The 22,352-nt window shown below is 65.2% G+C and carries 20 protein-coding genes and 1 tRNA gene; 7 read left to right on the top strand and 14 right to left on the bottom strand.

Translation table 11 applies throughout. The features are described from left to right. Positions 1-13 precede the first annotated feature (13 nt). The 5 genes from ACZ2HM_RS00985 to ACZ2HM_RS00965 all read right to left on the bottom strand — a co-directional run bounded on the left by ACZ2HM_RS00985 (position 14) and on the right by ACZ2HM_RS00965 (position 4,510). Positions 14-394, bottom strand: coding sequence for a VOC family protein (locus tag ACZ2HM_RS00985; RefSeq protein ID WP_470425967.1), 381 nt, complete (start codon positions 392-394; stop codon positions 14-16). A 414-nt stretch (positions 395-808) separates the two neighbouring features. Beyond that, on the bottom strand, positions 809-1,021 hold the full coding sequence (locus ACZ2HM_RS00980) for a DUF2093 domain-containing protein (protein WP_037473334.1): 213 nt from the start codon (positions 1,019-1,021) through the stop codon (positions 809-811). Then, positions 1,021-2,424 carry an NAD(P)H-dependent flavin oxidoreductase gene (locus ACZ2HM_RS00975; protein WP_037477739.1) on the bottom strand — a complete coding sequence of 468 codons (1,404 nt, stop codon included), beginning with the start codon at positions 2,422-2,424 and terminating at the stop codon, positions 1,021-1,023. The genes ACZ2HM_RS00980 and ACZ2HM_RS00975 overlap by 1 nt, the downstream gene beginning before the upstream one ends. Positions 2,425-2,517: 93 nt before the next feature. After that, on the bottom strand, positions 2,518-3,648 hold the full coding sequence (locus tag ACZ2HM_RS00970) for a glycosyltransferase (protein WP_470425966.1): 1,131 nt from the start codon (positions 3,646-3,648) through the stop codon (positions 2,518-2,520). Next, positions 3,641-4,510 (bottom strand): alpha/beta fold hydrolase, encoded by an 870-nt coding sequence (locus tag ACZ2HM_RS00965; protein WP_470425965.1) that lies wholly within the window; start codon positions 4,508-4,510, stop codon positions 3,641-3,643. The genes ACZ2HM_RS00970 and ACZ2HM_RS00965 overlap by 8 nt, the downstream gene beginning before the upstream one ends. 37 nt (positions 4,511-4,547) lie before the next feature. On the opposite strand from ACZ2HM_RS00965, the gene ACZ2HM_RS00960 reads away from it, so the two are divergent. Beyond that, positions 4,548-5,945 (top strand): protein adenylyltransferase SelO family protein, encoded by a 1,398-nt coding sequence (locus ACZ2HM_RS00960; RefSeq protein WP_470425964.1) that lies wholly within the window; start codon positions 4,548-4,550, stop codon positions 5,943-5,945. On the opposite strand, the gene ACZ2HM_RS00955 is transcribed toward ACZ2HM_RS00960, so the two are convergent. The 3 genes from ACZ2HM_RS00955 to ACZ2HM_RS00945 all read right to left on the bottom strand — a co-directional run bounded on the left by ACZ2HM_RS00955 (position 5,942) and on the right by ACZ2HM_RS00945 (position 10,047). After that, the gene (locus ACZ2HM_RS00955; protein ID WP_470425963.1) at positions 5,942-7,198 is read right to left on the bottom strand and encodes a M24 family metallopeptidase; all 1,257 of its coding nucleotides are present in this window, start codon (positions 7,196-7,198) and stop codon (positions 5,942-5,944) included. The two genes, ACZ2HM_RS00960 and ACZ2HM_RS00955, sit on opposite strands and share 4 nt — an antisense overlap. After that, positions 7,185-7,811 carry a glutathione S-transferase family protein gene (locus ACZ2HM_RS00950; protein ID WP_037476814.1) on the bottom strand — a complete coding sequence of 209 codons (627 nt, stop codon included), beginning with the start codon at positions 7,809-7,811 and terminating at the stop codon, positions 7,185-7,187. The genes ACZ2HM_RS00955 and ACZ2HM_RS00950 overlap by 14 nt, the downstream gene beginning before the upstream one ends. Before the next feature lie 121 nt (positions 7,812-7,932). Beyond that, entirely contained in the window at positions 7,933-10,047 is a 2,115-nt protein-coding gene (locus tag ACZ2HM_RS00945; protein WP_470425962.1) for a malate synthase G, read from the bottom strand. Between the two features lie 196 nt (positions 10,048-10,243). Between ACZ2HM_RS00945 and ACZ2HM_RS00940 the strand changes: the two genes are divergently transcribed. The 6 genes from ACZ2HM_RS00940 to ACZ2HM_RS00915 all read left to right on the top strand — a co-directional run bounded on the left by ACZ2HM_RS00940 (position 10,244) and on the right by ACZ2HM_RS00915 (position 17,534). Continuing rightward, complete coding sequence (locus tag ACZ2HM_RS00940) at positions 10,244-11,167, top strand: LysR family transcriptional regulator (RefSeq protein ID WP_470425961.1); 924 nt, start codon at positions 10,244-10,246, stop codon at positions 11,165-11,167. Between the two features lie 10 nt (positions 11,168-11,177). Further along, positions 11,178-13,445, top strand: a complete 2,268-nt coding sequence (locus ACZ2HM_RS00935; RefSeq protein ID WP_037477539.1) for an NADP-dependent malic enzyme — start codon at positions 11,178-11,180, stop codon at positions 13,443-13,445. A gap of 144 nt (positions 13,446-13,589) precedes the next feature. After that, positions 13,590-14,282 carry a L,D-transpeptidase family protein gene (locus ACZ2HM_RS00930; protein WP_037477537.1) on the top strand — a complete coding sequence of 231 codons (693 nt, stop codon included), beginning with the start codon at positions 13,590-13,592 and terminating at the stop codon, positions 14,280-14,282. 153 nt (positions 14,283-14,435) lie between these two features. Next, positions 14,436-15,632, top strand: a complete 1,197-nt coding sequence (locus ACZ2HM_RS00925; RefSeq protein WP_037477535.1) for an MFS transporter — start codon at positions 14,436-14,438, stop codon at positions 15,630-15,632. A gap of 53 nt (positions 15,633-15,685) precedes the next feature. Continuing rightward, the gene (locus tag ACZ2HM_RS00920) at positions 15,686-16,825 is read left to right on the top strand and encodes an aspartyl/asparaginyl beta-hydroxylase domain-containing protein (protein WP_470425960.1); all 1,140 of its coding nucleotides are present in this window, start codon (positions 15,686-15,688) and stop codon (positions 16,823-16,825) included. Between the two features lie 88 nt (positions 16,826-16,913). Further along, positions 16,914-17,534 carry a YitT family protein gene (locus ACZ2HM_RS00915; RefSeq protein ID WP_037477531.1) on the top strand — a complete coding sequence of 207 codons (621 nt, stop codon included), beginning with the start codon at positions 16,914-16,916 and terminating at the stop codon, positions 17,532-17,534. 10 nt (positions 17,535-17,544) lie between these two features. Here ACZ2HM_RS00915 and ACZ2HM_RS00910 read toward each other — a convergent pair whose 3' ends face one another. From ACZ2HM_RS00910 to lon, 6 genes are all read right to left on the bottom strand, one after another. After that, a complete protein-coding gene (locus ACZ2HM_RS00910) occupies positions 17,545-18,081 on the bottom strand; it encodes a hypothetical protein (protein WP_037477529.1) in 537 nt (178 codons plus the stop codon). Positions 18,082-18,088: 7 nt separating this feature from the next. Next, positions 18,089-18,451 carry a phosphoribosyl-AMP cyclohydrolase gene (gene hisI, locus ACZ2HM_RS00905; RefSeq protein ID WP_037477527.1) on the bottom strand — a complete coding sequence of 121 codons (363 nt, stop codon included), beginning with the start codon at positions 18,449-18,451 and terminating at the stop codon, positions 18,089-18,091. Positions 18,452-18,542: 91 nt separating this feature from the next. After that, positions 18,543-18,619, bottom strand: a tRNA-His gene (locus ACZ2HM_RS00900). Between the two features lie 93 nt (positions 18,620-18,712). After that, complete coding sequence (locus tag ACZ2HM_RS00895; protein ID WP_069065056.1) at positions 18,713-19,282, bottom strand: septal ring lytic transglycosylase RlpA family protein; 570 nt, start codon at positions 19,280-19,282, stop codon at positions 18,713-18,715. Between the two features lie 186 nt (positions 19,283-19,468). Further along, entirely contained in the window at positions 19,469-19,741 is a 273-nt protein-coding gene (locus tag ACZ2HM_RS00890; protein ID WP_037477523.1) for an HU family DNA-binding protein, read from the bottom strand. Positions 19,742-19,921: 180 nt separating this feature from the next. Further along, positions 19,922-22,318: an endopeptidase La gene (lon, locus tag ACZ2HM_RS00885; protein WP_470425959.1), complete on the bottom strand. Its 2,397-nt coding sequence runs from the start codon at positions 22,316-22,318 to the stop codon at positions 19,922-19,924. Positions 22,319-22,352: the final 34 nt, after the last annotated feature.

Genomic DNA, 22,352 nt, shown 5'->3' with positions numbered 1-22,352 from the left:
GCCCCAAGCGCAATCAGCCGATGCGGTGCAGCCCGCATAATTTATTACCGGCGGGATCGCGCAGATAGGCAAGGTATAATTTGCCAAAAGGGCTCTCACGGACGCCCGGCGGATCCTCGCAGGCCGTGCCGCCCGCCGCAATGCCCGCCGCATGCCATTCGTCCGCCTGTTCGGGCGAAGCCATGGTGAAACCGATCGTGCCGCCATTGGCCGAACAGGCCGGGGCACCGTCGATCGGCTTTGTCACCATGAATAATGCGCCATCATGCATATATATGACACGACCCTTTGGATCGATCATCCCCGGCTTTGCCTCCAGCACTGCCAAGGTCGCATCGTAAAAGGCTTTCGATGCCTCGATATCATTGGCACCGACCATGATGTGGCTGAACATTGCGTCTCCTGTCCTATTTGGCGTGTGCTGCTATATAGGCGCGCGACGCTCTCGATCCGACTTACCCGAAAGGGCAGGCAGACACAGGCGCTGCATCGGTAACTAGGCATGACCGATAAAGCCGCGGTCCGCCGGATCAGAAGATCGTGTTGTAGAGGAACCAGCCCATGATGAGCAGGCTGGATACGATACAGATACGATCACCGAAGACGTCAATACGAGACATCGAAACACATCCTTCCACTTGCCGGGCGCTCTGCGTCGCCTCTGAGGAAAGATTACATCAGTTTTTACCGTATCGGAACAGGAAAGTTGCGGCCAATCGCCCTATCGGCAGGGTGAACCAACATTCCACCCCTCTTGACGTCATTTGGTAGCGGTCCCATCCGGCCGCAGACGCCAGCTTGCGGAAATCTAGCGGAAATCCGGCCCGCGATGTTTCAGGAAAGCGCGAGTCGCTTCCTCCGGCCCGCGATAGGCTTCCTGAAACTCCGCGCTCCAATATTTCAGCTCGTCCAGGTCGATCCGCGCGCCCGACACGGCGCAGACCACGAACTGGCCCGGCCGTTCGACGTCGAAATGCGGCGTGTCGTAACGCAGCACGGCCAGGCCCTGAATATCCGCCATCAATCGCCCGTCAGGATACGGTCGACCAGCTGCTTGACGGTCGGCACGAAGCCATTGGAGTAGAAGGGATCCTGCTTGAACTTATAGGCGCCATGGCCGGCGAAGACGAGATTCTTGTCCAGGTCGCCGCCATGCACCGCTTCCTGCAACGCCTTCTGGATGCAGAAGCTGCGCGGGTCGGCCAGCCGCCCGGTCGAATTGGTCTCGCTGTCCATCCAGGACGAGAAGGAACAATGGCTCAGGCACCCCATGCAATCGGTCTGATCCTTGCGGATCATCGACTTTTCCGTGTCGCCGACGAACACCAGCGTATTGTCCGGCGTCTTGAGCGCAGCGGTAAAGCCCTGCCCCACCCATTCGCGCGCGCGATTAAGGTCGCCCAGCGTCACCCAGAAATTCTTGCCTTTGACGCCCACGTCCAACTGATGGGTATGGTCGCCCGCCTGTTCGGTGCTGAACGGGATTTGCCGTTCCGACCGGGCTTCCAGCTCGCGCAAGAACGGGTTGCGTACCGCTGAACTGTAAAAGCCGGTCGGCGAGAATTTGTGCAACAAGATATCGCCGGGGTTTAGCTGGGTCAGAAGATCCTTCCAATCCTGCGGGATCGGGCTTTCCTGCGTCAGCAGCGGGCGCGTGCCAAACTGGAAAGCGATCGTCCCCAATTCAGGATTGTCGATCCAGTCGTTCCAGTCCTTGAGCGCCCAGACGCCGCCCGCCATCACGATCGGCACCTCATCCGAAATGCCGCCCTCGCGCATCGTGTCGCGCAGCGCCTTGACGCGGGGATAGGGGTCTTGCGGCACTTTGGGATCTTCGGCGTTGGACAGGCCGTTATGACCACCCGCCAGCCAGGGATCTTCATAGACCACCGCCGCCAGCCATTCCGACGCCTTGGAATAGGACCGCTTCCACAGCGCGCGGAACGCGCGGCCGGACGAGACGATCGGCAGATAGCTCACACCGTAGGACGCGGCGATTTCGGACAGCTTATAGGGCATGCCCGCGCCGCAGGTCACACCCGCGACCATCCCCTTGGTCTTTTCCAGCACGCCATGCAGGATGCGTTGCGCGCCGCCCATTTCCCACAACACGTTGATGTTGATCGCGCCCCGGCCATCGGCAATCTCATAGGCGCGCTTGACCTGCTCGACCGCGCCGTCGATCGCATAGGCGACCAGTTCCTCATGGCGGTCGCGGCGGGTGCGGCCGTGATAGATTTGGGGGATGACATTGCCGAAACTGTCATAGCTGTCGGCATTGACGGCGGACACCGTGCCGATGCCGCCAGCCGCCGCCCAGGCACCGGAACTCGCATGGTTGGACACCGCAACGCCCTTGCCGCCTTCGACCAGCGGCCAGACTTCGCGGCCACCATAGACGATAGGCTTCAACCCCTTGAACACCAAAATCTCCTGCGACAAAAAGGCCCGGCCGGTCGACCGGGAATATGCGATCCCAACACAGCCCTGACGGCTCTTGACGAATAGGCGCGGCCCTTAAAGCAAAATCCGGGGGCTGGCCAGAGCCTCTCCATATAATGCAGCATAGGCGGCAACCATTGTTTTTTCGGCATAGTCGCGGGTTGCGCGGTCGCGATTGGCCGCCCCCAGGGTAGCCCGCAGATCCGCATCCGCCGCCAGCGCGCCCAGCGCATCGGCCAGCCCGACTTCGTCGGCCACGACATAAGGCTGGTTCGCGGTCGCGACCATATTGGCGACATCGCCCACATCCATCGACGCAACCGGCACGCCCGCCGCCATCGCCTCCACCAGCGAGATCGGAAATTGCTCACTGTCCGACGACAAAGCGAAAATGTCGAACAAGCCGACGAAGCGCCAGGGCCGGTCCATGAAGCCCGCCATATGGATGTCGCCCATCCCCTGCCGCGCCGCTTCCGCCAGGATAGCGTCATGTTCCGGGCCTTCGCCCACCACCACCAGTTGCAACCGGTCCTTGTGCGCGGCGACGGCGCGCACCAGCCGGGGGATATTCTTGACCGGTCGCAGCCCCGCCAGCGTCCCCACCAGCAATTTGCCCGGCGACCGGCGCAGACCGGGAATCGCATCCGGCGCAGGCGGTGGCGCATAGCGCGCGACATCGATGCCGTTGCGGATCAGATGCACTTTATGCGCGGGCTGTTTCCAGACCGTGCGCGCGAGCGTCTCCAACCGCACCGAAGGCACCACCATCCCATGCGACCGCTGCAGCGCGAGGCGGCGAAACAGGTTGCGCTTGGTCTTGAGCCGCACGGCTTCGTCGGCGTTGAAGCCGTCTTCGTGGTGGATCAGCGGCGGCAGGCCCGCCGACGCCCCGGCAAGCCGATGCGCCATCACCGCGTCCATCGACCCCCAATTATAGGTGAGGATCAGGTCGAACCGCTTGAGAAAAGCGGTAATGACCTTGTAGCGCGCCAGCCCCGGCTTCCCCGCAAAGGATGGCCCATCGGGGTAATCGACCGCAACACCGGGGTCGATCGCCGCCCGCGCGCCCATCGCGTCGGGATCGGCGCTGACGATACTGTGCCGCGCCTTGTCGCCCCAGATGTTCATGAGCTGGACGGCGCGCGCCTCCTTGCCGCCCAGATTGAAACTGCCATGGACGTGCAGGATGTGAGGTCGATCAGCCATGCAGCACCCGCGCCAGCAGCCGGTCGATCGCGGCGACGCTCTCCGGCTCGTCCAGCACCGGCGCATGGCCGACGCCCGGCACGGTCACCAGTTCCGCCCCCGGCCCGATCTCCGCCGCCATCCGCTGCGCCGTCGCCGCGCCCAGCAAGTCCGACCGTTCGCCGCGCAACAACAGCGTCGGCAGACCGGAAAACGCCTTCATCACCGGCCACATATCGACCCCCGCCTCGCTGCCCATGGCGCGGATCGGCTCGGCGACTTTCATGTCATAATCCAGCACGATCCGACCGCCGCTGTTGAGGCGATAGAGCCGCTTGGCCATCGCCAGCCAGGCTTGCAGGTCATAGCCGGGATAGACATCGCCATTGGCGTCGGCCAGCGCGCGCGCGGCATGGACCCAGGTCGGATGCGACTGGTTGACCCCGACATAGGTGCGGATGCGCGCCAGCCCCTCTTCCTCCAGCGCTGGCCCGACATCGTTGAGCAGCGCGCCCGCCAGCCATTCGCGATGGGTCGCGGCCATCAACATGGTGATGATGCCGCCCAGCGACGTGCCGACCGCCACGAACCGGGTGATGGCGAGGTCCGCGAGCAAGCGGCTGATATCCTGCATATAGGTCAGCGGCACATAGGTCATCGCATCCTTGGCATAGGCGCTTTCGGCGCGCCCGCGCATGTCGGGACAGATGAGCCGCCATTCGCCTGCAAGCCGCGCGGCAAGTGGCTCGAAATCGCGCGCATTGCGGGTCAGCCCCGGCAGGCACAGCAAGGGCGGCCGTCCATCGCTGCCCCCGGCATAATCGCGATAATGCAGCCGCAGGCCGTCGGGGGACCACCAATATCCGTCGTTATACACGCTCAAACTTGATCCTTCCGCCTTGCCACCCCCATATCACCTTATGAGCCAGACGCCGCAACCCGCCAAATTTCGCCCCGCGCGCCAAATCGACACGCTGATGCCCGACATCGCCGATCCCGTCGGGGCAGCGGACTTCCCCCAGACCATCCTGCGCTATCGCAACGACAGGGCGGCCGCATCGGTGGGCCTCGATGGTCTGACCGACGAGCAATGGATCGCCCATTTCGGCCGTTTCGAACCGCTGGAAGGATCGCTCCCCCAACCCCTGGCGCTGCGTTATCACGGCCACCAGTTCCGCCATTACAACCCCGACATCGGCGATGGCCGCGGCTTCCTGTTCGCGCAAATGCGCGACGATACCGACCGGCTCATGGACCTTGGCACCAAAGGCACCGGGCGGACGCCCCATAGCCGGTCGGGCGACGGGCGGCTGACCCTCAAGGGCGGGGTGCGCGAGATTTTGGCGACCGAAATGCTCGAAGCGCTGGGCGTCTCCACCTCGCGCACTTTCTCGATCATCGAAACTGGCGAAGCGCTGGAGCGCAACGACGAACCTTCACCCACGCGCGGCGCGGCGATGGTGCGCCTATCCCATTCGCATATCCGCATCGGCACGTTCCAGCGCGCCGCCTTCCACGAAGACCAGCAACTGCTCACCCGCCTGACCGACTATGCGCTGACGCATCTGTACGGCGAAACGCCCGGCGACAATCCGCCCGCGCAACTGCTTGGCCGCGTGGTCGAACGCACCGCCGATCTCGCCGCCAGCTATATGATCGCGGGCTTCGTCCATGGCGTCCTCAACAGCGACAATATCAACGTCACCGGCGAAAGTTTCGACTATGGTCCCTGGCGCTTCACCCCCTTGTGGGACGCAGGCTTCACCGCCGCCTATTTCGACCATCAGGGGTTGTATGCGTTCGGGCGGCAAGCCGAGGCGATCCACTGGGACGTCGCCCAACTCGCCGTCTCGCTCCGCGCGCTGGTGGAGGCGGAACCGCTGATCGCGCAGCTTGAGCGCTTCCCCGCCCTCTATGGCCAGGCCATGGCCCGCCGCTTCTGCTGGCGCCTCGGCGTCATCCCCGGCGAAGGCAGCGACGCCATGATCCAGTCCGCCGTCCGCGCCATGGTCACCACCGCCACTCCCATCGACCGCTTCTTCCACGACTGGCGCGGCGGCACGGCGCGGGTCGGAACCGATTATAGCGACGCCGCCTGGGGCGAGTTCCGCGCCGCCATCAACGGCTTCGGTGCGGTGCCCGGCGCAAAGGACCACGCCTATTGGGCCGACCCACAACCCTGCTCCATGCATATCGAAGAGGTCGAAGCGATCTGGCGCGCCATCGCCGAGGACGACGACTGGACACCGCTCCACGCGAAGGTCGCGGCAATCCGCCGCATGGGCGAGGCGCATGGTGCAGGCCCTACAATGGACTAGCCGATGGGTTCCTCGATCGATAGCGGCGGCTTTGAAAACCACGCGGGACCCTGCGCCGTCATGTGGAAACAATCCTCCATCCGCACGCCCATGGTGCCGGGCAGATACAGCCCCGGTTCGTTGGAGAAACACATGCCGACGTCCAGCCGGGTGGTTTCGCCATGGACCAGGTTGACCGGCTCATGCCCCTCCATGCCGATGCCATGGCCCGTGCGATGCGAGAGCCCCGGAAGCGCATAGCCGGGGCCATAGCCACGGCCTTCATAATGCGCCCGTACGGCGTCATCGACCGCCCCCGCTGGCGTGCCCAATTTCGCGGCGGCGAAGGCGATCGCCTGCCCCTGTGCCACGTCGGTCCAGACGGTGCGCTGTTGCGCGCTGGGCGTCGCGCCATAAACGAACGTCCGGCTAATATCCGATTGATAGTCCGCCACGGTGCAACCGCAGTCCATCAGCACGACCTCCCCGGCCCGCACCGCCTGCGGCTTACCGGAGCCATGCGGATAGGCGGCTGCTTCGCCCAGCAGCACAAGGTTGAACTCGGTCTTGCCGCCCAGCGCGGTAGTCGCGGCGGTCATCAGCGCGCCGATATCGGCCGGGGTCATGCCTGCCTTCACTTGGCGATAAGTCCAGCGATAGGCGGCCATGGTGACGTCGGCGGCCGTCTGCATCAGCGCGATTTCGGCAGGCGTCTTGCGCATCCGCAGCGCGCGGGTGACGGGGTCGGTGGTCAACTGCGCTTGCGGGAGGGCGGCCTTTAGGCCGTCGACCGCGAAATAGCGCACTGTTTCCTCGATGCCGATCCGCCCTTTCGCCAGTCCCTTCTCGGTGAGGAAGGCGGCGACCAGCGCATGGGGACTTTCATGCTCCTGCCACACCCGCACTTCCGCCGGGATGCCGAGCGATTCGTCGATCGAAGGCTTTTCGAAAAAGGGGCAGAGGATGAGCGGCGCGCCCGACGCCGGAATGACCATCGCGGTCAGCCGCTCGCTGCGCCACCAGCGCACGCCGCTATAATAGATAAGGCTGGCACCCGGCTCGATCAGCAGCGCGTCGATACCCTGAGCCTGCATCATCGCCTGCGCGCGGGACAGGCGATCGGCGCGTTCGGCCCGGCCGATCTGCGTGATGCCGCCAGTGAGGGACGTCAGCGCTTCGACCGCCCGCTCCTGCGCGAACAGGCGCGGGGTGACGGCGGCGGCGATGCCAGCGGCGGCATAGCCGAGCAGGCCGCGCCGGTCAGGCGTAAGCATAGGGGCCACCCGCCTGCAATGCGGCCTGATAGGCGGGACGGGCGTGCATCTCGCTGAGCCAGCGCAGGATATGCGGCCGACTGTCGTTGAGGCCGCCGCGCGAGCAAGCGGCTTCCAGCGGAAAGCTCATCATCATGTCAGCCGCCGTGAAGGCATCGCCCGCAAAATAGGGGCGGCTCGCCAATTCGCTTTCGATCCAGTCGAGATGATCGTCCAGCATCCCCTGCACCGTCGGCCGCGCGGGGCGACCCAGCAGGCCGAGCTTGCCGATGATGAGCAGCGCGAGCAGCGGTGGCATCAGCGATCCTTCGGCATAATGGAGGAACTGGCGGTAACGGATCGCGCCGTCCGCATCGGCGGGCGGGCCAAAGCGATTGGCGGCGCGCCCGACCAGATAGTCCATGATCGCGCCTGTCTCGATCAGGCGATGGCCATCCACCTCCACCACCGGCGACCGGCCGAGCGGATGAATCGCACGCAGCGACGCGGGCGCGCGCATGGTCTTGCGGTCGCGTTCATAGCGGCGCACCTCATAAGCCTCGCCCAATTCCTCCAGCATCCACAGGATGCGTTGCGAGCGGCTGTTGTTGAGATGGTGGACGATGATGGTCATGACGGCTCCGATGCTGCGTGGCGGTCAGGGCTAACGCAGCCGGGAACGCGCGACAACATCCGTTCGCTTCGAGCGTGTCGAGAAGCGTTTCTCGACTTCGCTCGAAACGAACGGGCGTTGGTTAAACCGCTTCCAACTCTGCCCCCGCCTTCTGCCTCGCACGATAGGCGTGCAGCAGCGGTTCGGTATAGCCATTGGGCTGGGCAACCCCTTCGAACACCAGCGCGCGGGCCGCCTGGAACGCCAGGCTCTCATCCTCGCGCCCACTCATCGGCTGGTAGAGCGGATCGCCCGCATTCTGCGCGTCGACCTTGGCCGCCATGCGCCGGAGCGCGGCATCGACCTGCTCGCCGGTGCAGACCCCATGCAGCAGCCAATTGGCCATATGCTGCGAGGAAATGCGCAGCGTCGCGCGGTCTTCCATCAGGCCGATGTCGTGGATGTCGGGCACCTTGGAACAGCCGACCCCCTGGTCAATCCAGCGGACGACATAGCCCAATATGCCCTGCGCATTATTGTCCAGCTCCTGCGCGATCTCCTCTTCCGACCAGTTGCGCCCGGTGGCGACCGGGATAGTCAGCAGCTTTTCGAGGGGAGCGATGCCCTCCGCTGCCCGTTCGGCCTGCCGCGCGAACACGTCGAAGCGGTGATAATGGGTCGCGTGCAGCGTCGCGGCGGTGGGCGATGGTACCCAGGCGGTATTGGCCCCGCTCTTGGGATGACCGATCTTCTGCTCCAGCATGTCGGCCATGCGATCGGGCGCAGCCCACATGCCCTTGCCGATCTGCGCGCGACCCGACAGGCCACAGGCGAGGCCGATCTGGACGTTGCGATCCTCATAGGCGGTGATCCAGTCGCTGCTCTTCATCTCGCCCTTGCGGATCATCGGCCCGGCCTGCATCGACGTATGCATCTCGTCCCCGGTGCGGTCGAGGAAGCCGGTGTTGATGAAGACGATGCGGTCGCGCACGGCATGGATGCAGGCGGCGAGATTGGCCGAGGTGCGGCGCTCCTCATCCATGACGCCAACCTTGAGCGTGTGGCGCGCCATGCCCAGCATGTCCTCGATCCCGTCGAACAGAGCGTTGGTAAACGCTGCCTCCTGTGGGCCGTGCATCTTGGGCTTGACGATATAGACGCTGCCCGCACGGCTGTTGCCGCCCTCGCGGGCCAGGTCGTGCAGCGCGATCAGGCTGGTGACGATGCCGTCGAGAATGCCTTCGGGGGCTTGCGCACCATCGGGCAGCAGGATGGCGGGCGTCGTCATCAAATGGCCGACATTGCGGACGAACAACAGGCTGCGGCCGGGCAAGGTGAAGGCGCTGCCATCCGGCGCGGTATAAGCGCGGTCGGGGTTGAGCGCGCGGGTCATCATCCTGCCCGCCTTCTCGAACGTCTCGGTCAGGTCGCCCTTCATCAGGCCCAGCCAATTGACATAGGCTGCCACCTTGTCCGCCGCATCGACCGCCGCGACCGAATCCTCCAGGTCGCAAATGGCGGTCAGCGCCGATTCGAGGATGACATCGGATATGCTCGCCGGGTCGGTCGCACCGATGGGATGCGACTTGTCGAAAACGACCTCGATATGCAGGCCATGGTGGCGGAACAGACGCCCCTTCTCGCTGTGGCCCAGATACTGGCGGGGATCGGCAAGGACGATCTCGTCGCTCGCAAGGTCGGCCCAATTCCCGCTGGCGAGCGGGATGGCATCGTCCAGAAACGCCTTGGCCCAGGCGATGACCTGCGCGCCGCGCGCCGCGTCATAGCCCTTACCCGACGCCGCGCCGGGGATCGCGTCGGTGCCGTACAGCGAGTCGTACAGACTTCCCCAACGCGCATTGGCGGCGTTGAGCAGGAAGCGGGCGTTGAGGATGGGCACGACCAGTTGCGGCCCGGCGAGGCGCGCGACTTCATCATCGACATTCTCGCTGCCGATGGTGAAGGGCGCGGGTTCGGGAACCAGATAGCCGATCTCGCGCAGGAAGGCCTGATAGGCCTGCGCATCATGCGGCCGGCCAGCCCGCTCCTCATGCCAATCATCGATCTGCGCCTGCATCGCATCGCGGGTTTCCAACAGCGCGATGTTGTCCGGGGTGAAGCGCGCGAAGATGGCAGCCGCATCCGCCCAGAAAGCGGCGGGTTCGATCCCGGTGCCGGGCAAGGCCTGATTGTCGATGAAGTCGGCGAGCGATGCCGCGACCTTCAGCCCGGATTTGTTGATCATGCGGTCGGTCATCAATCAGCTCCTAAATCCTGTCGTCATCCCCGCGAAAGCGGGGACCCATCTCCCACCGTAGCGACGGGGGACAGCGCCGGAGATGGGTTCCCGCCTTCGCGGGAATGACGGTGCTAGTGCAGAAACATCTACCCCATTCCCATTATGTCGTATATTCACTATTATACGAACATAGTCATTCCCATGGTGAACGAATATGATGGACCCAGACCATGAACTGTTCGTCGCGATCGTGGACGAAGGCGGCCTCGCCGCTGCCGGTCGGCGCCTCCACATCTCGCCCGCCATGATGTCCAAACGGCTTGCGCGGCTGGAGGAGCGGCTGGGCACGCGCCTCGTTCATCGCACCACGCGGCGGCTGGCGCTGACCCCGGCGGGCGAGCGGCTCCATGCCGATCTGCGCGGCATATTGGCGGCGCTGGACGAAGCCGAGCGGCGCGTGTCTGGCACGTCAGCGATCGTCGCGGGGCCACTGCGCATCACCGCGCCTACCTCCTTTGGCCGGATGCATCTCGCCCCCTGGCTGCCGCGCTTCATGGAGGCCCATCCCCGTGTCGATCTCGCCATCAACTTGTCGGACGATTTCGCCGACCTGATCGACACCCGCGCGGACCTCGCCATCCGCATCACCGCCGATCCGGGGCCAGGCCTGGCCGCGCGACGGCTGGCGACCAACCGCCGCATCCTGTGCGCCGCGCCTGCCTATCTCAACCGCTATGGCACACCCGCCACCCTCACCGACCTCAAGTCCCACCGCCTGCTCGCCGCCGATGGCCAGATGCCCTGGCGCCTCGTCGGCCCGAACGGCGCGGTGACGGTCGAGGGGCGCAGCCATGTCCGCACCAACAGCAGCGAAGTGGTGCGCGAACTCGCACTGGCGGGCGGCGGCATCGCCCTGCGCTCGCTCTGGGATATCAGCGACGCGCTGGCGCGCGGCGATGTTCGGCAGATCGTGCCGGACCATGAAGGGTCCGCCGATGTCGGCTTGTTCGCGGTGCAACTGCCACAGCATAATCCGCCCGCCGCCATCACCGCCTTTGTCGATTTTCTTGTCGGACTATATGCCCCAACGCCCCCCTGGGCGCGTTCCACCATTGCCCTGGCGGAACGCAGCCCTTAAGGCCCATCGCATGGACGATAATACCCGCCGCGCCGCCCTCGACTATCACCGCTTTCCCCAGCCGGGGAAGCTGCGGATCGAGCCGACCAAACGCATGGTCAACCAGCGCGATCTCGCGCTGGCCTATTCGCCCGGCGTCGCCGCCCCCTGCATGGAGATCGCCGCCGATCCCGACAAGGCGCTCGACTATACCGCGCGCGGCAATCTGGTCGCGGTCATCTCCAACGGAACCGCCGTCCTTGGCCTGGGCGCGATCGGCGCGCTGGCGTCCAAGCCGGTGATGGAGGGCAAGGCGGTCCTCTTCAAGAAATTCGCCGATATCGACGTGTTCGACATCGAACTCGACACCACCGACCCCGAAAAATTCATCGAAGCCGTCGCCCTGATGGAGCCGACTTTCGGCGGCATCAACCTTGAGGATATCAAGGCGCCCGAATGTTTCGCGATCGAGGCGCGGTTGAAGGAACGGATGAATATTCCGGTCTTTCATGACGATCAGCATGGCACCGCCATCGTCGTCGCCGCCGCCGTGCGCAACGCGCTGGTGATTCAGGGCAAGACGCTGGCCGATGCCAAGCTGGTGACGTCGGGCGCGGGCGCGGCGGCGCTCGCCTGCGTCGATCTGCTCGTGTCGATGGGCCTGCCGGTCGACAATGTCACCATGACCGACAAGGATGGCGTCATCCATTCGGGCCGCGAGGGCATGTTGCCCAATATGGCGCGCTATGCTCGCGTCACCAATGCGCGCACCCTGCCCGACGTGCTGCCGGGGGCCAATCTGTTCCTGGGGTTATCCGCCCCCGGCGTCCTGAAGCCCGAATGGTTGCCATTGATGGCCCCCAACCCGCTGATCTTCGCGCTCGCCAACCCGGAACCCGAAATCCGCCCCGAAGCCGCGCGCGAAGTGCGCCCCGATGCGATCATCGCCACCGGCCGTTCAGACTATCCCAACCAGGTCAACAACGTCCTTTGCTTCCCCTATATCTTCCGGGGCGCGCTGGATGTCGGCGCGACGCAGATCAACGAAGCGATGAAGGTCGCCGCCGCCGATGCGATCGCCAGCCTCGCCCGCATGCCCGCGCATGACAGCGTGGCGCAGGCCTATGGCGGGCGCAGGCTGGTATTCGGCCCCGACTATATCATCCCCACCCCCTTCGACCCGCGCCTGATCGGCGAGATTGCGGTGGCCGTGGCGCGTGCGGCGATGGACAGCGGCGTCGCCCGCCGCCCGATCGACCTGGACGACTATCGCCGTCGCCTGACGCGGCAGAACACTCGGTCGGGTCAGCTGATGCTGCCGGTGTTCGAGGCTGCACGTGGCGGCGCACGCCGCATCGTCTATGGCGAGGGCGAGGATGAGCGCGTGCTGCGCGCCATTCAGGACGCGCTGGACGAAGGCATCGTCCGCCCGACCATCGTCGCGCGCCGCCGCATCCTGAACAAGAAGCTGCCCGACCTTGGCCTGCGTTTCGAACTCGGCCGCGATGTCGAGGTGATCGACCCCGAAACCGATCATGAGATCATGGCGCAACTGGTCGAGGGCTATCGCGCCGTCGCCTCGCGCCGGGGCGTGCCCGCCGCCGAAGTGCTGCGCCATGTCTATCGCCGCCCCAGCGTCACCGCCGCTATGCTGCTGCGCTTGGGCCATGTCGACGCCGCGCTGATCGGCGGCAATTCGGAATATTGGGGCCAGGTCGAACATGCGCTGCGCATCATCGACCGGGTGCCGGGTCGCAACCGCGTCTATGCGCTGTCGGGGCTGATCCTCGACGCGGGCGCGCTGTTCATCACCGACACCCATATGGTGCCCAATCCGACGCCCGAACAGGTTGCGGAAATGACCTTGCTGGCGGCGACCGAGCTGGAGCATTTCGGCCTGGTCCCGCGCGTCGCCCTGCTGTCGCACTCCAATTTCGGTGCCTCGCACAGCGACAGCGCGCGCAAGATGCGCGCTGCGCTCAAACTGGTGCGGCAGGCCGCGCCCGACCTCGCGGTCGATGGCGAAATGCATGCCGACGCGGCCTTGAGCCAGGCGCTGCGCGAGAAGCTGATCCCCGATTCGCGCTTCGAAGGGCCGGCCAATCTGCTGGTCATGCCCAATCTCGATGCGGCGAACATCACGCTCACAGCACTCTCCGCCTCGTCCAGTTCGCCGACCGTTGGCCCGATGCTGATGGGCCTGACCAAGCCCATTCATGTCCTGACCCCCGGCGTCACCTCGCGCGGCATCCTCAACCTCACCGCCATCGCAGCGGCGGAAGTCGCGCGCGAAGGCTGAACTTAACCTTTTGCCGCTATGACGGACTGAAGTGATCCTCCCCTGGCAGGGGAGGTGGCTGGCGAAGCCAGACGGAGGGGTGTCCCCCTCTCGATAGCGCGCGCCCCTCCCCCTAAAAAAGGGAGGATCTTATATGAGGATGATATGGCAGGTCTGCTCAAAGCATTGGCGAAAAGCGCTGGTCCCAAGCTGGCGATCGGCGCAGGGCTGGCGGGCGTCGCCCTGCTTGTGTCCGGCTGGATCGACCGCCCCGCAGCGGAAGAACCCGCGCCGCCCGCGCCCATAGCAAAGGCACCACCTGCCCCCGCCCCTGCCCCGGCAAAACCCGCCGAACGGCGCAGCGATCAGCCGATGACGATCGATCCGCGCGCGCTGACGGTCAAGCGCGTCCTCAAGATCGACGGCCCGTTCCGCCATGGCGACTATGCCTGGGACGAAAGCGGCGCGCCGACATCCGGCCCCGTCATCATCACCGTCGACCTGCGCGCGCAGACGCTATCTGTGTTCCGCGCAGGCTATGAAATCGGCGCGGCCGTCATCCTCTATGGCGCGACCGACAAGCCCAGCCCCCTGGGCGCCTTCCCGATCACGCAGAAGGACGCCGACCATTATTCCAACCTCTACGACAATGCGCCGATGCCCTATATGCTGCGCCTGACCAGCGACGGCGTGGCCATCCATGGCAGCGACGTCCAATGGGGCAAGGCAACCCATGGCTGCATCGGCGTCCCCGTCGCCTTCGCGCAAAAATTGTTCGGCGTGACCAAATTGGGTGATGTCGTGGTCATCACCAACGGCAAGCGGCTCGACGTCAGCAAGGCGCAGGTCGGGACGTAACGCACCGCGACATTATCCTGCGACGATGGCGTGTGTTGCGTAACACGCCGCAGCACTTGCAATAAACTCAAGCGCGGCCGCCCTTGACCAGCGCTGTCAGCGGGACCATCTGCCGCGCTTCCGCTATTTTGCATTGCAGCATGGAGCAAAGCCATGGGCACCCGCCCCCACCAGGCGCAACCCGCGCTCGTCCTTTTCGCGCTCGCCGTCGGCGCATTCGCGATCGGGACCACTGAATTTGCGGCGATGAGCCTGCTGCCCTTCTTCGCGCGCGACCTTGGCATCGACGTGCCGACCGCTGGCCATGCGATCAGCGCCTATGCTTTGGGCGTGGTGGCAGGCGCACCGGTGATCGCCGCCTTTGGCGCGCGCCTGCCGCGCCGTCATTTGTTGATCGGCCTGATGGCCTTGTTCGCGATCGGCAATGGCTTGTCGGCGCTGTCGCCCAGCTATGGCTGGATGCTTGTCTTCCGCTTCCTGAGCGGCGTGCCGCATGGGGCCTATTTCGGCGTCGCCGCGCTGGTGGCCGCCAAGCTGGTGCCGATCGAAAAGCGGGCGCAGGCGATTGCGCGGGTGATGTCGGGCCTGACCATCGCCACGGTGCTGGGTGTCCCCGTCGCCAACTGGATGGGGCAGGCGCTGGGCTGGCGCTCAGGCTTCTTCGTGGTCACCGCGCTTGCCATCGCGACGATGACGCTGGTGGCGCTCTACGCCCCGCGCGATGCGGGGGACCCCAAGGCGAGCGCCGCGCGGGAACTGACCGCGCTCGCCAAGCCACAGGTCTGGCTGACGCTGCTGACCGGCGCAATCGGTTTTGGCGGGCTGTTCGCGGTCTATACCTATGTCGCCTCGACCATGATCGAGGTGACCGGGGTATCCGAAGTCTGGGTGCCGCTGATCCTGATGATCTTTGGCGTCGGCATGACGATCGGCAACCTTGTCGCCGCATGGATGGCCGACCGGGCGCTCAACCGCACCGTCATCCTCGTGCTGTTGTGGAGCGCGGGCGCGCTGGCGCTGTTCCCCCTGATGGCGGGCAATATCTGGACGCTCAGCCTCATCATCTTCCTGATCGGCGCGGGCGGCGGGCTTGGCACGCCGTTGCAGGCGCGGTTGATGGACGTGTCGGGCGATGCGCAGACGCTCGCGGCGGCACTGCACCATAGCGCCTTCAACGTCGCCAATGCGCTTGGCCCGTGGCTCGGCGGCATGGCGATCGCGGCGGGCTATGGCCTAACCTCGACCGGCTGGATCGGTGCCGCGCTGGCGCTGGGCGGCCTCGTCGTCTTCCTCCTGTCGATCGCTTTGCAACAGCGGACCACGCGGATGATCGCGGTTCCGGCCGAATAGGCCGCTTTGCCGCAGCGCTTGTCCCAGATCAGGCTCCCCGATAAGGCAGGGGCATGAGCGATCAGGCAAGAGAAGAGGCGCTGGCCCAGGCCGCATTGGTGGCGCTGCGCGGCGGTAACGCGGCCAAGGCGCGCGCGACACTGGCGCAGATGGCCGCGCCGCCGCCGATGCTGCTGGCGCAGGTCTGCAATCGGCTCGGCGATCGGGATGGCGAGGCGGAGGCCCTGCGCGCGATCCTGGCGGGCGATCCGCGCAACCTGCCCGCTTTGCTCGCCATGGGTCATAATGCGCAGGCGCGCGGTGACGATCGTGGCGCGATCAGCTGGCGGCGCACCGCGCTGGCGCAGGCGGCCGCCCATGGCGCGCCGCCGCAACTGCAACCGCTGCTGCAACAGGCGCAGGACTCCATCGCGCAATCGAGCCAGCAGTTCGAGGATCATCTGACCGCCGCGATCCGCGACTTGCCACCGCTGCCCCGCATCGCGCTCGCCACCGACCTGCTGCTCGGCAAGCGCGAGATATATCTGCAGCAGCCCAGTATGTTCTATTTCCCCGGCCTGCCCCAGCGCGCCTTTTACGAGCGCAGCGATTTCGACTGGGTCGCGCCAATGGAGGCGATGACCGACGCGATCGTCGCCGAACTGGCGGCGGTGCGCGCGGGCGCGCCGGACTTCGCGCCCTATGTCCAGACATCGAAGGAGCGCCCGGCCCCCAACAACAAGTTGCGCGACGATCCCAGTTGGGGCGCCTATTATTTCTGGCAGAGCGGCGCGCCGGTGGCGGACCATGCGACGCGCTGCCCAGCCGTCATGGCCGCGCTCGACCATGCGCCGATGCCGGTGATCGAAGGGCGATCGCCGACGGCGCTCTGGTCGCTGCTCAAGCCCGGCACCCATATCGCACCCCATCATGGCCTGCTCAACACGCGGCTCATCTGCCACCTGCCACTGCTGACGCCCCCCGATTGCGCGCTGCGCGTCGGCGCGGAAACGCGGCCCTGGCACCGGGGCGAGATGCTGATCTTCGACGACAGTATCGAACATGAGGCCTGGAACCGCAGCGCCGACACCCGCGTCATCCTGTTGTTCGAAGTGTGGCGGCCGGAGATCGTGGCAGAGGAACGCGCGGCGCTGACCCTGTTGTTCCAAGCGATCGACCAATATGGCCCGGCGCAGATCGACACCGGCGGATAAGCGCAGCCTCTTGCAGTGGCGCGCGTCCGCTGTATGAGCAGCGGCAGGGCAAGAGGATGACCGGGGCGTAACGCTTGACGGACACGCCATGACTCCCACGCACGCCTTCCCAGCCGCCCGCCCGCACAATCTCGCCGAAGATGGCTATGCCATTGCGCTTGGCTGCGCCTTCATCGCCATGGGGCTGATGCTGCTGAAACAGGCCAATCTGGTGACGGGCGGCATGGCGGGCATTGCGCTGCTGCTGTCCTATCTGATCCACTGGTCGCCAGCGACGCTGTTCCTGCTGATCAACATCCCCTTCTTCCTGTTCGCCGGGCGGGCGATGGGCGCGGCCTTCGGCCTGAAAACGCTGTTCGCCAATATCGCGATCATGGGGCTGGGCACGATGATGCCGCTGGCGCTGGAACTGGCACGGGTCAGCCCGCTCTTTGCCGCGCTGTTCGGCGGATCGATCATCGGTTTCGGGATCCTCGCCATCGCGCGCCATGGCGCGGGCGTCGGCGGGCTGGGCGTCATCGCGCTCACGCTGCAAAAGACGCGGGGATGGAATGCGGGCCGCACCCAGATGATCGGTGACGCCATCATCCTGGCGGCATCGCTACCGCTGCTAAGCGCCGATCGCTTCGCGCTGTCGGTCCTGTCGGCGGCGGCGATCAATGCCGTGCTGATCGTCAACCACCGGCCGGGACGCTATATCGGCCATTGATCCGGCGCGTTCAGCTTTTGCAGAGCGGGTCGCCGCCTGTCCCCTGCGCACGCAAAGCCGTGCCCGCATCACCCGCGATCCGGGGGAAGCTGACCCCTTCCAACGTGGCGCGCCCATCGCATAGCCGCGCACAGGCGAGATCCACGACACCCGGCAGCGCAACCTGATCGCCATCATATTGGGCGACGATGATGCAGCGATCGCCGCCAGCAAAGCGCAGGATCAGCTTGTCGCCCGCACGCCGTGCGGTCCCCTGCCCCCGGCAGGCGAGTTGCTCGCCGAAATTGGCTTCCAGGCCGAAGCGCAGCGCCCCCTTGGCACCGGGAACCACGCACAACGCATCGCGCCCCGCCTCATGGCGGCGCTGAAATAGCCCGACCGGCGAAATCTTGGCCGCATCGGTAATGACGCCACTTTCGATCGCGGCGCGCTCCAGCCCCGACGCAGGCAGGCCACCACCCGTCTCGGCCGCCATGTCGTTGGAAACGGCGGCAGGCTGGCACGCCGCCAGCATCAGGCAGGATAGGGCAAGGCCAGGTCGCCGCATCGACGCCCTAATCGACTGCGCTCAGGCCATCGGGGCCGACCCGGCGGAAGAAACAGGAGCGCGCGCCAGTGTGGCAGGTCGGCCCGGCAGGCACCGCCTTCACCCAAACCGCATCCTGATCGCAATCGATGCGAATGTCGCGCACCGCCAGCATGTTGCCCGACGTCTCGCCCTTCTTCCACAGCGCGTGTCGGCTGCGCGACCAGAAATGCGCGAGGCCCGTCTCGACCGTCAGCGCCAGCGCCCGCGCATTCATATGCGCGACCATCAGCACGTCGCCGCTGTCCACATCGGTCACCACCGCCGTGATCAGGCCATGATCGTCATATTTGGGATTGAGGGTCAGCCCCTTGTCGCGCGCATCGGTCATGCCGGGCGCTATAGGGCGCAATCGCGATGCTGCGAAGCCCCTTCCCGCCTGACCGGCAAATATGCGCGGCATCAGGGCGGAAGGAAGAAAATGGGGCGATCGAGGGGTCTTGAACCCCCGACCTCCGGTACCACAAACCGGCGCTCTAACCAACTGAGCTACGATCGCCATGGGGCCAGAAGGCCCGCGAGATGTGGGCACATATGCGGCTCATCCCGCCCCGTCAAGCAGGCAAATGCCGCGATCGGCGCTTTCCGCCGCTTACAGCCCCGCCGCGCGCAACTGCGCGCGCAATTTGCGCAGGGTAGCTTCGGGCACGGAGGGGCGCGCCGGTGCCGCCTTGCCCTTGCGCAGCCGGGCGCGATCCTTTTCGGGCGGATCGACCAGCCGCACCCGCACCGGCACATGCCCCTGCGCCCGCACGCCCAATTGCTCGGCCGCGCCGCGCGACAGGTCGATCACCCGCCCGCGCCCGGAAAAAGGCCCGCGATCATTGACCCGCACGACGATGGTGCGTCCGGTGTCCAGCGCCGTCACCTCGATGTAGCTCGGCAGCGGCAGGCTGGTATGCGCGGCGGTCACCCAGCCGGGACGGAAGCGTTCGCCATTGGCGGTGCGATTGCCCGATTCCGATCCATACCAGCTGGCATAGCCCAGCATGTCATAACCCGGATCAGCCGCAGGCGTGTAGGTGACGCCACGCACCACATAGGGCGGGCCGATCTTGACCGGCACATCCCGCACCGGCCGGTATTGACCGCCACCACAGGCCGACAGCAGCAGCGCCATCGCGCCCGCGCCGCACAGCGCGGCAAATCGTCTCATCCTCATGCCGCTTCCCTAACCCGCCTGGCCCAAAAGCAGAAGGGTGAGTGCTGATCCAGCACCCACCCTATTGTCTTGCGCCCATGCGTGCGGCTCAGTTCCCGTTATCACGCACTCTCGATTTTTTCAGGCCGCGACGCCTTTACGGTCGTGCGACGCGGGCATCTGCCTCTTGTGCCGATGCCCGGACCGTCAGTTGACCGAATCCTTGAGGCCCTTGCCGGCCTTGAACTTGGGTTGGGTCGATGCCTTGATGGTCATCGTTTCGCCGGTGCGCGGGTTGCGGCCGGTCGATGCCTTGCGCTGGGTGACGGAGAAAGTGCCAAAGCCGACCAGGCGCACTTCGTCGCCCTTCTTCAGCGCGCCGGTGATGGCATCGAACACGCCTTCCACAGCCTTGGTCGCGTCATTCTTGGTAAGGCCGCTGCTCTCGGCAACCGCGCTGATCAGATCCTGCTTGTTCATGCCTTGGGAACCCCCTGATGCTGTTGGTTAGTTTAGGAATCGCGGCGTAAAGGCGGCAATAAGGCGCAGCTTTGAGTGGCTGTCAAAGAGAAAGCGACGAAGTTCCGGGATCACATGCAATTTCGCAATGCAGCATGAAAATGCCGGAAACCCGTCGCTTTTGCTCTATCGGCCCGTCGATCAATGCCGCAGCGTAGCGTCCCCGTCGCGCCCCTGGCCATTGCTCGGCTGCGCGGCCAGGTCATCCTCTTCGGTCCAGGCGATCGCTTCGGGCACCGACATCAAGGCGCGCGCCAGCACTTCGTCCACATGGCTCACCGGCACGATTTCCAGCCCGTCACGGATGTTTGCCGGAATTTCCGCTAGGTCTTTCTCATTTTCCTGCGGGATCAGCACTGTCTTGATGCCACCGCGCAGCGCCGCCAACAGCTTTTCCTTCAAGCCGCCGATCGGCAGGACGCGACCGCGCAAAGTCACCTCGCCGGTCATCGCGACGTCCTTGTGGACCGGAATGCCGGTCAGCGTCGACACGATGCAGGTCACCATGCCGATGCCCGCCGATGGCCCATCCTTGGGCACGGCGCCTTCGGGCAGATGGATGTGGATGTCCTTGCGATTGAAGATGCTGGGCTTGATGCCATAGCCCGGCGAGCGCGCCTTCACATAGGAGAAGGCGGCCTGGATCGATTCGGTCATCACGTCGCCGAGCTTGCCGGTCGTCTTGATCATGCCCTTGCCGGGCACCGTCACCGCTTCGATCGTCAGCAATTCACCGCCGACCTCGGTCCAGGCCAAGCCCGTCACCGCGCCGATCTGATGCTCTTCCTCGCCCACGCCATGGCGGAACTTCCGCACACCGGCATAGTCGGCGAGCGTGTCCGGCGTGATGACGACCTTGTCATAGACGCCTTCAAGGATCTTGCGCAGCGCCTTGCGCGCCAGCCGCGCGACTTCGCGCTCCAGCGTGCGGACGCCCGCCTCGCGGGTATAGTAACGGATGAGGTCGCGAACGGCCGCCTCGGTCACCTCAAACTCGCCTTCCTTGAGGCCATGGGCGTCGATCTGCTTGGCGATCAGATGTCGCTGCGCGATCTCGACCTTCTCGTCCTCGGTATAGCCTTCCAGCCGGATGATCTCCATCCGGTCCAGCAAGGCCTGCGGCAAATTCAAGGAGTTAGCGGTCGTCACGAACATGATGTCCGAAAGATCGACGTCGATCTCCAGATAATGGTCCTGGAACTTGCTATTCTGTTCGGGGTCCAGCACTTCAAGCAGCGCGGACGCCGGATCACCCCGGAAATCCTGGCCCAGCTTGTCGATCTCGTCGAGCAGGAACAGCGGGTTCATCGTCCCCGCCTTTTTCAGGTTCGTCACGATCTTGCCCGGCAGCGATCCGATATAAGTGCGGCGGTGACCGCGAATTTCGGCCTCGTCGCGCACGCCGCCCAGCGACTGGCGCACGAACTCACGCCCGGTCGCCTTGGCGATCGAACGGCCAAGCGAGGTCTTGCCCACGCCCGGCGGGCCGACGAGGCACAGGATCGGGCCTTTCAGCTTGTTGGTACGCGCCTGCACCGCCAGATATTCGATGATCCGGTCCTTGACCTTGTCGAGCGCGAAATGATCCTCATCGAGGACATCCTGCGCGCGCTTGAGGTCATTCTTGACCTTGCCCTTCTTGCCCCAGGGCAAGCCCAACAGCACGTCGAGATAGTTGCGCACCACGGTCGCTTCGGCCGACATGGGCTGCATGCCCTTGAGCTTCTTCAACTCCGCAGTGGCCTTCGCCCGTGCTTCCTTGGAAAGCTTGGTCTTGGCGATCTTCTCGGCCAGTTCGGCCAGTTCATCGCCTTCCTCGCCCTCGCCATTGCCCAGCTCGCGCTGGATCGCCTTCAACTGCTCGTTGAGATAATATTCGCGCTGGGTCTTTTCCATCTGGCGCTTCACGCGGCCACGGATCTTCTTTTCGACCTGCAGCACGCCCAGTTCGCCTTCCATGAAAGCGAACACCATCTCCAGCCGCTTGACCGGATCAGCCTCGACCAGCAGCGATTGCTTGTCGGACACCTTGACGTTGATGTTGGCGGACACGGCATCGGCCAGCCGCCCGGCATCCTCGATCTCGCGCAGCTGCACCGGCGTTTCGGCGGGCAGCTTCTTGTTGAGCTTGGCGTAATTCTCGAACTGTTCGGCGACCGAGCGCATCAGCGCGGCAGCTTCCGGCCCTTCGGCAGCAATATCCTCGATCGCTTCGACATCGGCGACCAGATGCGTGCCGGTCTCCGCCATCGTCGTCAGCCGCGCACGATGCTTGCCCTCGACCAGCACGCGCACCGTGCCGTCAGGCAGCTTGAGCAATTGCAGCACCACCGCGACGACGCCCGTATCGTAGAGCGAATCCTGGCCCGGATCATCCTCGGCCGGGTCGAGCTGCGACACCAGGAAGATTTCCTTATTGCCTTCCATCGCCGCTTCCAGCGCGGAGACGCTCTTGTCGCGACCGACAAAGAGCGGGACGATCATCTGCGGAAAGACGACGATGTCACGCAGCGGCAGAAGGGGATATTGCACAGTCATTCACACTCCGGGCCAAATGGGGCCTGTCCTACGG

Source organism: Sphingobium sp. KKT206 (assembly GCF_055640555.1).
Note: the sequence above shows the minus strand (reverse complement) of the source record. Positions and strands in the feature narration are given on the sequence as shown.